Genomic DNA, 13,901 nt, shown 5'->3' on the forward strand with positions numbered 1-13,901 from the left:
ACTTCCCCGTTTACTTTCCTTATTTTGTATTTCTTTCAAGACGAGCGTATACTTATAGTAGAAATAAAAAGGAGGGCCATATATGAAACTAAAAAAATCTCCCCTACTCTTACTTATACTAACATTCATATTTGTAATTACAGGGCTTGGGTTTACTTACTTCAAACAAAATAAAACGACCCCATCAAAACATAATGTGACAAAAGAAAACTGGTTAAATGACCCTTACTTACGTTGGTCATATACCCATATGAAAGAATTCACTTTAGTTAATAACGTAAAAAACAATCCTGACCAAATTGCTCACTTCCCTTCCGCATTGCAAAACTTAGACGATTTTGCTGTGGAGCGTAGATTCGGAAATACAACTCCTCTAAAAAAACTTTTAGACGATAACAAAACAGATGCTTTTGTCGTTGTACATAATGGACAACTTGTTTACGAACGATATTTCAATGGGTATAAACAGAATGAACCTCATGGTATGGCATCATTAGCAAAAGTCTTTACCGGGGCAATTATACAATCTCTCGCTGAAGAAAAACGTATTGACTTAGAAAAAACAGCTGACACTTACATAAAAGAATTAAAAAACACACCGTTCGGTAATGCCACACTTCAGCAATTAATGGACATGCAAGTGTCAGCAGAATACCCGACCCACGGATATGAGCAGCCTGGGCTAGAAAATCAAGATGCACAATTATATTTAGCTAGCAATATTTTACCCCGCGGCAAAAACTACGACGGTCCGATGAAAATTTATGATATGTTACGAGAAGCCGAAGAAACTGCACCGCCTGGTTCTTCCTTTTCTTACAATAACGGATCAACAGAAACGCTCGCTTGGATTATTAAAACTATTACTGGTAAATCACTAGCTGAAAATGTAAGTGAACGAATTTGGTCTCAAATTGGTATGGAAGAAAACGCGTATTACGTTACAGATGAAACAAAAGTAGAACAAGCTAGTGCTGGATTAAATGCAACTGCTAGAGATATGGCGAGATTTGGGCAATTACTATTAAACAACGGGGAATATAATGGAAAACAAATTCTCCCTTCTTCTATTACTGAAGATATAAAAAATGTCCAAGAAGGTGAACTTGCAATTGGCCCTGGAGCTTCCATTTCTTATCATAATCAATGGTGGATTCCGCACAATGAACAAGGTGCTTGTGAAGTGTTAGGTAGTTACGGACAAACACTTTACATCGATCCGAAAGCAAATATGGTAATCGCCCACTTCTCTTCTAACGCAACGCCAAGTAATGAAATACATTCGGTTTACTCAAATATGTATGTTGATATTGCACATTATTTAGAAAAGCTTCCACAGTAGTGGAAGCTTTTTCTTGTTGGGATATTTTATTTATACTCCTACATATTAGAAGATACTGAAAGAATAACTGCTTAAAACACGCCTATCAAAATTTATATAAGCAGTTTACATGTTTAATTAAGTGTTTAACTAATACATCCACACCTTTTGGAGAATTCGTTAAAACACTTCCCTTACAAAGATTGTCTGTTCATATTGGTCGAAAATTTCTTCTATAGATGAAAATAAAGTTTCTTCCGGGATGATGAACTTTATTTTTTGACCATTTTTTAACATAAAGGAAATTGTTCCATTATCATTAAAACCTGTATGAAACGTTCCTCGTTTATTTAATACTACCTCTTCAATTGTATTTATTTCAATTGAAAAGTTATTCTTTAATTGCAAGAGTTCATGTACATCGCCAGTATGTATTTTTGTATCTATTTCAGTTTCTAAGTTTAATTGTTTTTTCTCAATTTTTTTGAACCAGAGCAAAAACAATAGCTCTGAAATACCAGGTAATTGTTTTTTATAAGCATGTCGACTATGAAACTGTCCGCCAATCTTTATAAAATATATACAGTCACCTGTAATAAAAACTTTATAATACATATCTGCCGTAAACATTTTAGGCTTTAAAAGATAAAAACTTTTGATCATAATTCCCCCATCAATTTTAAATGTATTTGTATAAACATTTTTAGCTAGATTTGTGCTAAAACATATTTCTCATGTAATGCAACACTATTGTATTGAATCTCCTCTCCCTTTGCAACAGTTGCTTTAAAGCCAGCTAGTAACCTTTCTCTATACTATCCCTATAAGTGCTACCCCATTTCCAACCGTTTTCTTCTAGTATATTAAAAGCAGAATCTGATACAAGGCTCTATATCAACCTATCAATAAATTACCACCCTATAAATATCTGAATTTTCTTTATATTGGAGGTTATCTCCTAAACAACCTCGAATAATTGTAATACATATACATAAGGAGGGTGATCTATTTTGTTTCGTTCCTTTACAAATGGTTGCGTCGCCTTGGTGCAACGCTTCTTGCCAGAACCGTTTATTTTATCATGTTTACTAACTGTTTTCGTTATCTTCTTTGGTATGTTTGCGACTCACCAAACCCCTGTAGAAATGATTAATCACTGGGGTAATGGAATTTGGGGACTCCTCGCCTTTTCTATGCAAATGGCACTTGTACTCGTGACTGGATCTGCTTTAGCAAATGCTCCTCTTATTAAAAAGGGATTAACGAAAGCTGCCAGACTACCAAAAACGAATGGACAAGGCATTATTGCCATTTCAATTGTAAGTTTACTTGGTGCATACATAAACTGGGGCTTTGGAATTGTTGTATCTGTTTTATACGCAAAAGAAGTGGCAAGGCAGCTGGACGGATTAGATTATAGACTAGCAATTGCCTCTTCTTACTCTGGATTTCTCATTTGGCATGCGGGTCTTTCTGCCTCTATCCCTCTTACGTTAGCAACAGGCGGTGAAACGTTAATTAAAACGACTGCTGGAAGTATTAAAGAGGCGATTCCAATAACAGAAACGTTATTCTCACCATACGCTCTCGTTCCAGTTATTATTTTTCTCATTACGATGCCTCTCATTAATAAGGCGATGCATCCAGATGAAAAACATACGATCACTGTAGACCCTAGCGTGTTCCATGAAGAAGCCGCTGCTCAAGAAGTAGAAAAAAATACATTCGCTGAAAAGATGGAAAATAGCATTATTATTACACTTTGCGTTGGATTGTTAGGTCTCATTTATATTTTCAATTACTTTTATACGAAAGGTTTTAACCTTACTCTCGATATCGTGATTTTTATGTTATTAATTGCAGGTCTTATTTTCCACAGTACTCCGATTCAGTATATTCGCGCTTTTTCAGACTCTACGAAAAGTGCTTCTGGCATTTTACTTCAATTTCCGTTTTACGCAGGAATTATGGGCATGATGATTGGAGCAAATAGTGAAGGACTTTCACTTGGAGGAGCTATTTCTAATTTCTTTATTAGCATTTCAAATGAAACGACTTTTCCGCTCTTTACATTTTTAAGTGCTGGCATTGTTAACATTTTCGTTCCATCTGGCGGCGGTCAATGGGCTGTGCAAGCACCAATTATGATTCCAGCTGGCGCTGAACTTGGTGTACCTGCTGCAAAAACAGCAATGGCAATTGCATGGGGCGATGCTTGGACGAATTTAATTCAACCTTTCTGGGCATTACCAGCATTAGCGATAGCTGGTTTAGGTGCTCGTGACATTATGGGATTTTGTGTTGTGAACTTACTATATGCGGGTTTTATCATTAGTCTATGCTTCTTATTTATTTAAACGAAAAGCTAGTTTTATACTAGCTTTTTTACATAATAAATCATTTATTTCCCATGCAATTTATAACTGTATTCCACTCTATGTCCTTAAGATATAATGCCTCAAATGCAAAAAAATCTTCGCAAATTTTTCCGATCAAGTGTGGATGTTCACTCAAAAAATTCCACTGTAACGCTTTAGGAAGAAAATATGTTTCATATTCTTTACTTCCCCGTACTACCTCATCAACTTCTCTTTCACAAATTCCTCTTATCAAGTAGTCATTTCTTAACTCTATTTGAATTTGCTGAAATGTTTTACTACATTTTTTCAATTGAAGTAAACACGTAACATACTTCCGAAAAAGTTCGCCGTCATACTGAATACAGTTTATAATACGGTCGACTTCATTCATAATGTACGAGCCTTTTCTTCTATTTGTAATAACCATTTTTCACGCTTTGATACTTTACTCGTTTTCACAGATTGAAACACTGAACGTTTTATATCGCGAATGCCACAAAAACGTAAAACACCTCTCTTCATCATAATCCAATCTGCTGATCGATATAACAATGCGACGTACCATAGAGGCGAGTCTAACGTATTAATAACCCACGCTTTTTTCCCTTGCAATAATCCTTTCGGCAGAGCCCCTTCATATTTATAAGCAAATCCAGCTACGAAAATACGATCGATAAATCCTTTTAAAATTGCTGGCATCCCCCACCACCATATTGGATAGATGAATAGAAGTGTATCTGCTTCTTCTACTAACGTTCTGTACCGAGCTGTTTCTTCTTCATTTACTAAATCACGTCTTTTCTTCTCTTCATTAAATACGAGGACTGGATTAAATTGTTCTTTGTATAAATCAAGTACGGTAACTGAATGATTTGTTTCCTGTAGTCCTTTTTGCACATGATTTAAAATCGCCGCGTTAAAACTTGAAGGATTAGGATGAGCGTATACAATTAGTACGTTCACTACAAAACAACTCCCTCTATAAGTTAAAGTTACCCCTTCTTTAACAATTTCTCTACAATTTGTACGTTTTTCGAACTTTGCAACAATCGATTCAATAATATAAGTAACTCTTCTTTTTCTAAATCTTTCAGTTTCTCTTTAACTGCACTCTCACCAGCACCTTGAATATCATAAACAACTGCCGCCATATGTTTACAATAATTTTCATAGGGACACTCACAGTTACTTTCTGAAAAATCTTCGAGATCGATAACTACTTCATAATTCCCTGCATTACCCGTCACAAAAGCAAATACTTTATTATCATGTACTTCAACATCTTCTACATGCCCATCTTCATAATATTCATATCCTCTATCAATAATATATTTCGGAATATGCTTATATAGTTCTTTTATTAAATAAGCATACATAACAACACCTCTTCCTTTAATTCCCTTTTGACTTCCACAACCCCTGCATGTTATTCTAATAACTGTCAAATAGCAAGTCTATATGACAAAACGACTGACACCTATTCGGCGAAGGTGTCTCTTTTCATTTGCAGCCGATATGAATTGCCTCTTTCAGGCACATTCAATTTTTGACACTACACACTCAACACCATTCCCTGTATCAGGCTGCTTTAGCAGTCTTTTACTCTACATACTCCGTTATTTTAAGAAAAAAAGAGAGCTTAGCTCCCTTTTCTCGCCTTATACAATACCCCTTTTTCAGCATAGAGATATTCATCAGCTAATGTAATTTTCCCATCCAGTTTTAGTTCGTCTAATAATCTTGATAAATAAAATTGATGCAACATCTTTTTCGTGAATTTTCCTTCATGATGCGAAACGATATGTTCTTGAATATCTAACAATGATATTGGCTTATCTTGCTCTATCATATATTCATAAACTGTACTACGCAGTTTTACGTATTTTTCGAGTGTCACAGTAATGCGCAACCCCTTTCTTCTTAATATAAATTTTCGTAATCGGTTTTTTTGCAATAAAAAAACCTCTCCGATAAGAAGAAGTTACGTATATATCTTCGTCTTATCTCCCAGAACAAATATGTTCTGCTGGAATTAGCACCTGCATCGCGGTTGCTGGGTTTCATCGGGCCAGTCCCTCCACCTCTCTGGATAAGAAAATATTCACTTAATTCTTACTATACGTAATTCCACTTTAATTGTCAAACAAATATAATAAATATAACAAATTATATTTTCTTCCTTACTGTTCATACTACCCATATACGAACATGCAAGGAGGATTATGAAATGCATCAAAATGCTCGCGGATATGTACAAGATTCTTTTCAATCATTACAAGAAGCTAAAAATTGTTTAGAAGAAGCGCTCGAAACAGTTGAAAAAGATTTTAATCGTGCTCGTATTGAACAATCACTTTATGCTGTTGAACAAGCTATTCAACGTTGCGAGTACACCGTTCACATTTTAGAAAAAGATTAAAAACTTCCCATCAATTGATGGGAAGTTTTTTCAAATGGCATACTTCATAATTATTGCCGTTATGATTAAAAAATATACAGAATTAGCAATTTCTAAAATTCCTACTTTTATAATAGAAATTTTTTTGCCATACAACACAATTGCTCGAATGACACTTGGTATAAAAATAAGAGAACACCACGGATTAATCACAAATATGATTATCGTTAATACGATATGATATCCCCAAGATATAAGACGATACTTCGGGTTATTTTTTTCACGAATCATCGTTTTCACATAGAGCGTACTACCTAAAAAGTATAAAAATGAAATAAGTGCAATGAATAAAGCTGTATGATCGATTTGCTTCATTGAAAAGTAATAACTAATTAACCCACCGATACAAAACACAATGATTGCACAAATATCATTTAATAGTGCTCTTTCATTTTTTTGACGGGCGTAATACATATTCACTATAAATAATGGAATCATTACTATTAAGAATAAAAGAATTCGCCACTCATATAATAAAGAAATCGTCCCAAATAGGAACGCAATGCTGAAATAAACAATGGCAGCTTGTAAAAACTCTTTTTTTCGTCTTTGCTTTATGTACGTAAGAAATGGATACGTGGCTAAATAGATAAAGAACCACGCTAAAAACAATGGAATATGATAAATAGTAGGTTTTCCAAGTATGACACTTAATAAAAAAGGAATAACAAGCATAGCCCATGCACCATGTTGCTTCGGAATAACTAACTTCATTAACTATACACCTCCCTTTTGAAAGAAGTTCTCACCTACAATTATACAAATAATTTTATATAATAACGGATGTATATTAAATCGATTTTTTGACAAAAAAATGCTCCTTACAATATGTAAGAAGCATGAAAGAGGCAAACGAATATGTAAGTCGCGACCCTACCTTATATGAGTATGCTTTTCTATGTCACGTTATGCTCATCTAATATACCGTATTTCTTTTTAAATCTTGTAAGAATCGTAATCCATGAAGTACTAAATAGTAATAAGAAAATAACATTCGAAATCGCATGGCTCAAATCAAAGTAAAAACTTGCGATATAATACGAAATGACAGTTTCCCACGTTGCTTCTCGTATAAAACCGAGAAGGCCCCAGAAATTCATAATCCAGCCAAATAAAAAGCCAACAATTACTCCGTAAAGAAGTCTTCCCCATAGCTTTTTCATAAAAAATGTATTACGAAGTAAACCTGCTATAAAACCAATCATACCCCACGAAAACATTTGCCACGGTGTCCATGGACCTTGTCCTAAAAAAATATTAGATACAATTGCTGCTGTAGCACCAATCATAAAACCAGTTTCACTTCCAAATACAATTGCAGAAACGATAATGACAAAAGAAGTTGGTTGTACACTTGGTAAAATAGAAAATGGCACCCGGCTTACTGCTGCAATTGCCGCTAATACAGCAACGAGAACAATTTCACGTGAAACAAACGCCTTTCTTTCAAAACGGATATAGAAAGGTAACATAATAACCGCTAATATAAACAAACTACTTAACATGTAATAACCGTCCATGACAAGTGTCGTAAAGAGTAATGTGCCGATTATTACTGCAAAGATACATATTATGAATGCAACATATCTTTTGGACAAGCTTCGTACACATCCTCCCACGTTAATGCATATGGCAATTCTTTTCGAATGAATCGGTTAATAGATGTTGTATAAAAGAAGTTGCCGCTAAAAAATTCTTTCGGTGCATCATTCATAATGACTGTTCCATCAAATAACATCATACATTGATCAACGTATTTCGCTGCAAATTCAATGTCATGCGTCGCCATTACAATTGTTGTTCCTTCTTTTTGTAGCTTCCTAAATAGCTCTCCTACTCTTTCTTTCTTCCATGGATCTAACCCCTTTGTCGGTTCATCCAGTAATAATAAAGTCGGCTTTGATAATAACGTCGTACATAACGCAAGTAATTGTTGCTCTCCTCCGCTACAATCGTGCGGATGGCGTTCTTTAAGCGAATACAACCAAAACTGTTTTAGCGTATCTTCTGCTATTTCTTTTCCTTGTTCTCCGTATAATTCACGTGCACGTTCATAAACCTCGTCCCATACTGTATCAAATGTAAAATGATAATACGGATGCTGCGATACATACCCAATACTTTTAAATCGTTCTTTCGAATCAATTTTATGTATCACTTTTCCGTTCCACTTTACTTTCCCTCTTCTCGCTTTTTGTAATCCTGCTAAAATCGTTAACAGTGTAGACTTACCTGTACCATTCTTCCCAACGAGTGCTACCCATTTTCCTTTTTCAATCGAAACTGATAAATCACGTAAAATAAGCGGACTATTTTTTTCATATTGGAACGAAATATGCTCTGCGCTTAAAATTACCTCTTGCTTTTCACTTTGTGCTATTGGCTCATTTACATATGATATCGCTGCAAAATCATTCATTTTCATTTGCGCCTCTCGCACTGTAAACGGAATATCTCTCACATTCCACTCTAAAAATAGCCTTGGAATTTGCGGAATAAATGGACGGAATGTTTCTACTCCCCACATATCCGTAATAACAATTTTAGGACTACCATCATACATAATACGGCCATTATCCATACAAACAACGCGTGTTGCAAGCGGGATAACTTCATCTAAGCGATGTTCACTTAAAATAATCGTAATTCCAAGTTCTTCATTAATCCGTTTTAATAATCCTAAAAATTCTTTTGCAGCGATTGGATCTAACTGCGCTGTCGGTTCATCTAATAATAGCAATTTCGGCTGCATAACTAATACCGCAGCTAAATTGACAAGCTGCTTCTGCCCACCAGATAACGTATGAACAGATTGATGCAATAAATCTTGAAATCCTAAAAAGCTAATAAGCTCTGCTATTCTTTTTTGAATAATATGTGATGGTAATCCGATATTTTCTAAAGAAAATGCTAATTCTTGAATCACTGTATCCATAACAATCTGGTTTTCTGGGTTTTGAAATACCATCCCAATTTCTTGGGCAGATAACAAATCAGCTACTTCCTCTATTAAAACACCCTCATAAAATATCTCTCCAGAACGCGTACCAATTGGAAGTAACTCCTTTTTAAAATGTTTTAATAACGTCGTCTTCCCAGATCCCGATCCTCCAGCAAGTGCAATAAACTCACCTTTTTGAACAGAAAGAGAAATATGCTGTAACGCGTATTCGTTTTCATCAGCATATACAAATGATAAATTGTTTATTTCTGCATGCGCCACCATATCCATTCTCTCCCTTCCATCATAATTGGTAAACTAATAAACAGTGTAAATAATACAAACATCATTCCATCGTATTGCTGGAATAAAATAGATTCGACTTTCGGATAAATAATCAATTTCCCTCCGCCATAATTACTACATACAATAGCAGCTATAAATAAAATGATTAAATAACTGAGCGTATACCAATCACGCCTTTCCATTCTATAGCGAATATACGTCGTACGCTTCGTTACACCAAATCCACGAGCTTGCATAGAATCTGCCGTTTGCAGTGCATCTTCTAATGAACAAATTAATAATACTTGCAGCAATTGCATACCATTTTTGACGCGTTCAATTATCGAACCTGAATCTACCTGCACACCTTTCGTTTTTTGGACGAGTGTGATTTTCTTTAATCGTCTTATAAACAAAGGAACAAATCTCACTGTAATCATCGTTAACAATGCAACTTTCGGTGAAATTCTTGAAAACAAATATAAAAATTTATGACTGGACATAATATCATTGTACGACGCAAACGTAAACATAACTGCAACTAGTAATAACCCCATTACTATTCCAAACATAATCGCCTCAAGCTTAATACGGCTATCACCTAACCAAAATAACGTAGTTCGACCTCTATGCGTTAATAACGAATTAAATAAAATTACCATAAAAAAGAAAACAATTGTGCTCGGTAGCATCTTTCTTATCTTTTCGCTATTTCCTTGCATCACATTTAACATAATAATTAATACTATTGCTCCAATTAAAAAAAGAGGATGAAGACACACCGTACATAGTATCATCACCCCGATATAATAGAAAAAATTCACAAAAGGATGTAAAGAAGAAAAACTTATTTTCATAGCCCTTTACCGAATGCCTTTCTTATTGTAATACGTATACCCACTCAATTGTATCTCCTGGTTTTACCGTAGCTACACCAGCACTATGGTTTGGAAAAGCACCGTTCACACGATATTTCCATCCACTAGTATCCGCAATATCTTTTTCATATAAATCATTAATACCTTTTACATAAATACTATCTCTAGATCCGCTTGCATCAACATCTAATCCTGTACGTTGTAATACTTTATACACAGTATCGCCATCTTGTACATCCATCTTTTTCGCACCCATTATATATCCGTTATTTCCTTTTACCGAGATTGTTACTTGTTTTGCTTTAGGTACTGGTGGTACTGGTGGTGGTACTGGTGGTGGCACTGGGTTTGGTGGTGGTACCGGTGTTGGTGGAGCTGGTACACTATTGCTCTCTTCTGGCTTTTTCTTTTGCTCCTGCTTCGGTGTTTCTTTCGGCTGATTCACAACCTTTGCTTCTTCTTTTACTTCTGGTGCTTTCGGTTGTTGTTTCTCTTCTGGTGCTTGTTGCTGCTCTGGTTGCTTATTTACAGCCGGCTGTTGTTCCTGTTGTTTCTCTTCTTTCTTTACCTCTGGTTGTGCCTGCGGCTTTTCCTCTTTCGGCTTCTCTTCTACTTTTTGTTCTTGTTTCTCTTTCTGTTCTTCTTGCTGCTTTTCTTCTGCTTTTTCTTCTGGCTTCGCTTCATCTTTTTGTTCTTCTTGTTTCGCTACCTCTTCTTGCTTCGGTTCTACCTTCTTTTCAGGCTTTACAGCTGCCTCTTCACATCCGGCAAGTAGCCCGAGCGAAAGCAGTAAAGAAATGAACCATTTCACCTTACTCATCCTATCTCTCACCTTTCATACGAAAATTAGGAGCAAATAATTGCTCCTAATTTTTTGTTAAGCTGCTTTACGTCTCCATAATACATATGCAGAAGCAATACATAATACACCCATACCTACTTCTGTTGCTGGACTATGAGAAGATGCTCCTGTTTTTGGTAGACTGTTACCGTTTCCGATTTTTTTATTCTTAACCGGTTCGTTATCTACAACTACTTTTAGATTTTCATCTTTTGTTTCTTCTTGTACTTGTTTTTGTTCTTTCGGTTCTTCAGTAACTTCTTTTTCTACTACATTATTTTCTGGTTCAACGACCTTTTCTGGCTCTTCAATCGGTTTTGGCTTAATTACATCACCAATGTCTACATTAGACCAATCATAAATAGATTTCCCCATTTCCTTAAATTGAAGTAATGCTAAAAGAGCCTGTTCTGTAGCCATTCCGTTACCATTTTGATCACTTGGTAACCATTTAAATTCACCATTTGAAAGTTGATATGATAATAGGTTTTGCATTGCCTTATGAAGACGGTTTTGATCTACATCTTTAACAAGCGATAATCCAATAATTGCTTGCGCAGTACTATTTGAATTTTCTTGTCCATCAGCTGAAAAACCACCATTTTGCAGCTGTTCGTTATATAAATACGCAACAGCTTTTTGTATAGCTGGTTTCACATCTGATCGCTCTTGATAAGGGGCTAATGCTGATAAAACCATACCTGTTACATCAACGCTACTAGCACTATCTTTACTACCTGAACTATTATAAGTCCATCCACCGTCTGTATGCTGATTATTTAACAGTGCTTCCACTAGAGCAACTCTGTTCCATTTTGATTCAACTGGAATCTCATACTTCTTCGTATCAAATGCAAGTAAAGCAAATGCATAACCTGTAACAGAATTCACTTTATCTGACTCATACAATTTTTGAACTAAATTATGTCCACCTACATTTTTAGGGTCTGCACTCATTGCATTCATCATAATAATTGTTCTAGCTAAATCTGTCGCTGAAAAACGATTAATGCGCTTTTCTACTTTTTCAGTTACTGACTTAACATAATTTAATTTTGCCTCAATTGGCACATTCTTTCCAGAACGAGAAAGCGCTACAGCTACCCAATCACTTTCAATTCCATCTTGTAACATCTTATCTGATGTTTTAGAAATGGCTTCGTTTAATTGTGCACTTGAATCTTGAATGTTCTCTTGCTTTGGTTGTTCTGGTTGTTCTGGTTGTTCTGGTTGTTCTGGTCTTGGATCATCCGTCTTCGGTTCTTCTGGTTTTTCTTGTTTTGGATCATCCGTCTTTGGTTCTTCTGGTTTTTCTTGTTTTGGATCATCCGTCTTTGGCTCTTCTGGTTTTTCTTGTTTTGGATCATCCGTCTTTGGTTCTTCTGTTTTACACGTCCCAAACTTATCTAACGTTTCTTTCAATGTTTCCTGGCTTATATTGCTCCAGTCTGAAGCAAAGCGAAAGACAACAACATCTCCAGATTTTAATTTATAACTATCTGCTCCGACTTCTGCAGACTTATCATTTACATCATACAGCCAAGCACTTGTATCCCCGGCCATTAAACCATCGATTCCTTTTACATATGTTCCAAACGACATCGTTTCAGATTCTACCTTGTCCCCCATGACCTTTTGCAGCAAACTTAAAGCTGTTTCCCCATCTTTAATTTGCTCTTCTTTCGGACATAACATAATGCCTTTTTGTGATTCCCCAATAATTGCAAGTTTTGCTGTATTTTCTTCAGCAAACGTAATATGTACTGTATTCGCAAAAGAAACAAATACAAGTGTCACTGCCATTAACGACGTAAGCAGCCACTTTTTCAACATTGCCATCCCAAAATTTCCTCCCTTACTACCATTTACACAAAAAAAGGCCCTTCAAGGGCGTGCGATTGACACTCTCTTTTTGTAAGTGTCGAACAAAAATGTACAACACCTCCTACCCGCATTATTCGCGGCTATATTTGTATAGGAAAAATAATTTTGTTTATGAACGTATCATTGTGATAACATTCACTTTTCTTGGCACAACTTACTTCCATTTAAGTTATCATAAAACGATAAACCTATACATTCTGTAAATTTTAAATTTCTGTATTATTTTACTATTGACAAAGAATTTTGTCCATGCTTTATCGGATTTATTTTCTAAGAATAATAACTTATTAACTCTTAACTATGTAAACTCTTTTCGCTAATAATGACGCCATCTTCATCCGCATAGACATATTCATTTGGATTCCATTCTACTTGTCCAAAGTGCAATGAAATATTTCGTTCTCCTTTTCCTTCTTTCACACTTCTATTTGGCATCGTTCCTAACGCTAAAATACCAATATTAATATTCTTTAGTTCACTAGAATCACGAACATACCCATTCACAATAATTCCTGCTAGCTTTCTTTCTTCTGCAATAGCTGCCAAATTATCACCAAGTAACGCACAATTAGCAGACGCTCCTCCATCAACAACTAATACTGTTCCTTCTGGTAATGTTTGCAATCCTTCCTTCACTAGTACATTATCATCTTTCACTTTTACAGTTGCAATTTTCCCATGGAATTGTTCTTTCTTCCCAAAAGACCGAAAAGACTGGCGACATATTTGTAATTCCTTTTCAAATTCATCACATAGATCAGTAGTTTTCCACATCTTGTTCCCTCTTTTCCTTTTTCTTTTTACATAACATATTCTTGGCTTATTATCGTTTCCCTGTCTAATATTGCAATAATTTGTATGTGCGGGAAAAGGATACAAAAACTATTGCCTTAAGAAGCTACCTTTATTATAATCTATTTCACAGATTGAATT

At 35.3% G+C, this 13,901-nt stretch carries 15 protein-coding genes and 1 riboswitch; of the genes, 3 read left to right on the forward strand and 12 right to left on the reverse strand.

Annotation, left to right across the window (positions count from 1 at the left end; all coding sequences use genetic code 11):
• The first annotated feature begins 82 nt into the window (after positions 1–82).
• The gene (locus JFU02_RS05270; RefSeq protein WP_000768749.1) at positions 83–1,342 is read left to right on the forward strand and encodes a serine hydrolase domain-containing protein; all 1,260 of its coding nucleotides are present in this window, start codon (positions 83–85) and stop codon (positions 1,340–1,342) included.
• Positions 1,343–1,501: 159 nt separating this feature from the next.
• On the opposite strand, the gene JFU02_RS05275 is transcribed toward JFU02_RS05270, so the two are convergent.
• Positions 1,502–1,984 carry a hypothetical protein gene (locus JFU02_RS05275; protein ID WP_000597312.1) on the reverse strand — a complete coding sequence of 161 codons (483 nt, stop codon included), beginning with the start codon at positions 1,982–1,984 and terminating at the stop codon, positions 1,502–1,504.
• Between the two features lie 347 nt (positions 1,985–2,331).
• Between JFU02_RS05275 and JFU02_RS05280 the strand changes: the two genes are divergently transcribed.
• Positions 2,332–3,678, forward strand: coding sequence for a short-chain fatty acid transporter (locus JFU02_RS05280; RefSeq protein WP_000490012.1), 1,347 nt, complete (start codon positions 2,332–2,334; stop codon positions 3,676–3,678).
• A 40-nt stretch (positions 3,679–3,718) separates the two neighbouring features.
• On the opposite strand, the gene JFU02_RS05285 is transcribed toward JFU02_RS05280, so the two are convergent.
• The 4 genes from JFU02_RS05285 to JFU02_RS05300 form a co-directional block, all read right to left on the reverse strand.
• On the reverse strand, positions 3,719–4,072 hold the full coding sequence (locus JFU02_RS05285) for a group-specific protein (protein WP_061666583.1): 354 nt from the start codon (positions 4,070–4,072) through the stop codon (positions 3,719–3,721).
• The gene (locus JFU02_RS05290) at positions 4,069–4,644 is read right to left on the reverse strand and encodes an NAD(P)H-dependent oxidoreductase (RefSeq protein ID WP_086406963.1); all 576 of its coding nucleotides are present in this window, start codon (positions 4,642–4,644) and stop codon (positions 4,069–4,071) included. The genes JFU02_RS05285 and JFU02_RS05290 overlap by 4 nt, the downstream gene beginning before the upstream one ends.
• Positions 4,645–4,673: 29 nt before the next feature.
• Entirely contained in the window at positions 4,674–5,057 is a 384-nt protein-coding gene (locus JFU02_RS05295; RefSeq protein WP_061666585.1) for an SWIM zinc finger family protein, read from the reverse strand.
• Between the two features lie 263 nt (positions 5,058–5,320).
• A complete protein-coding gene (locus tag JFU02_RS05300) occupies positions 5,321–5,578 on the reverse strand; it encodes a hypothetical protein (RefSeq protein WP_000171476.1) in 258 nt (85 codons plus the stop codon).
• Between the two features lie 100 nt (positions 5,579–5,678).
• Positions 5,679–5,777, reverse strand: a riboswitch (SAM riboswitch).
• A 131-nt stretch (positions 5,778–5,908) separates the two neighbouring features.
• Here JFU02_RS05300 and JFU02_RS05305 point away from each other — a divergent pair.
• Positions 5,909–6,100, forward strand: coding sequence for a hypothetical protein (locus JFU02_RS05305; protein WP_000554032.1), 192 nt, complete (start codon positions 5,909–5,911; stop codon positions 6,098–6,100).
• A 30-nt stretch (positions 6,101–6,130) separates the two neighbouring features.
• Here JFU02_RS05305 and JFU02_RS05310 read toward each other — a convergent pair whose 3' ends face one another.
• The 7 genes from JFU02_RS05310 to rraA form a co-directional block, all read right to left on the reverse strand.
• On the reverse strand, positions 6,131–6,853 hold the full coding sequence (locus JFU02_RS05310; protein WP_061666586.1) for a YwiC-like family protein: 723 nt from the start codon (positions 6,851–6,853) through the stop codon (positions 6,131–6,133).
• A gap of 182 nt (positions 6,854–7,035) precedes the next feature.
• Positions 7,036–7,737, reverse strand: a complete 702-nt coding sequence (locus JFU02_RS05315; RefSeq protein ID WP_000044901.1) for an ECF transporter S component — start codon at positions 7,735–7,737, stop codon at positions 7,036–7,038.
• Complete coding sequence (locus tag JFU02_RS05320; RefSeq protein ID WP_048568382.1) at positions 7,710–9,371, reverse strand: ABC transporter ATP-binding protein; 1,662 nt, start codon at positions 9,369–9,371, stop codon at positions 7,710–7,712. Before JFU02_RS05320 ends, JFU02_RS05315 begins: the two co-directional genes overlap by 28 nt.
• Entirely contained in the window at positions 9,344–10,222 is an 879-nt protein-coding gene (locus JFU02_RS05325; RefSeq protein WP_061666588.1) for an energy-coupling factor transporter transmembrane component T, read from the reverse strand. Before JFU02_RS05325 ends, JFU02_RS05320 begins: the two co-directional genes overlap by 28 nt.
• A 22-nt stretch (positions 10,223–10,244) precedes the next feature.
• On the reverse strand, positions 10,245–11,063 hold the full coding sequence (locus tag JFU02_RS05330; RefSeq protein ID WP_097959990.1) for a DUF4430 domain-containing protein: 819 nt from the start codon (positions 11,061–11,063) through the stop codon (positions 10,245–10,247).
• A 57-nt stretch (positions 11,064–11,120) separates the two neighbouring features.
• Positions 11,121–12,923: a DUF4430 domain-containing protein gene (locus tag JFU02_RS05335; protein ID WP_086406960.1), complete on the reverse strand. Its 1,803-nt coding sequence runs from the start codon at positions 12,921–12,923 to the stop codon at positions 11,121–11,123.
• 339 nt (positions 12,924–13,262) lie between these two features.
• Complete coding sequence (gene rraA, locus JFU02_RS05340; protein WP_061666591.1) at positions 13,263–13,742, reverse strand: ribonuclease E activity regulator RraA; 480 nt, start codon at positions 13,740–13,742, stop codon at positions 13,263–13,265.
• Positions 13,743–13,901 lie beyond the last annotated feature (159 nt).

The organism is Bacillus sp. TH13, from assembly GCF_016651175.1.
In the GTDB taxonomy this organism is placed as follows: domain Bacteria; phylum Bacillota; class Bacilli; order Bacillales; family Bacillaceae_G; genus Bacillus_A; species Bacillus_A thuringiensis_S.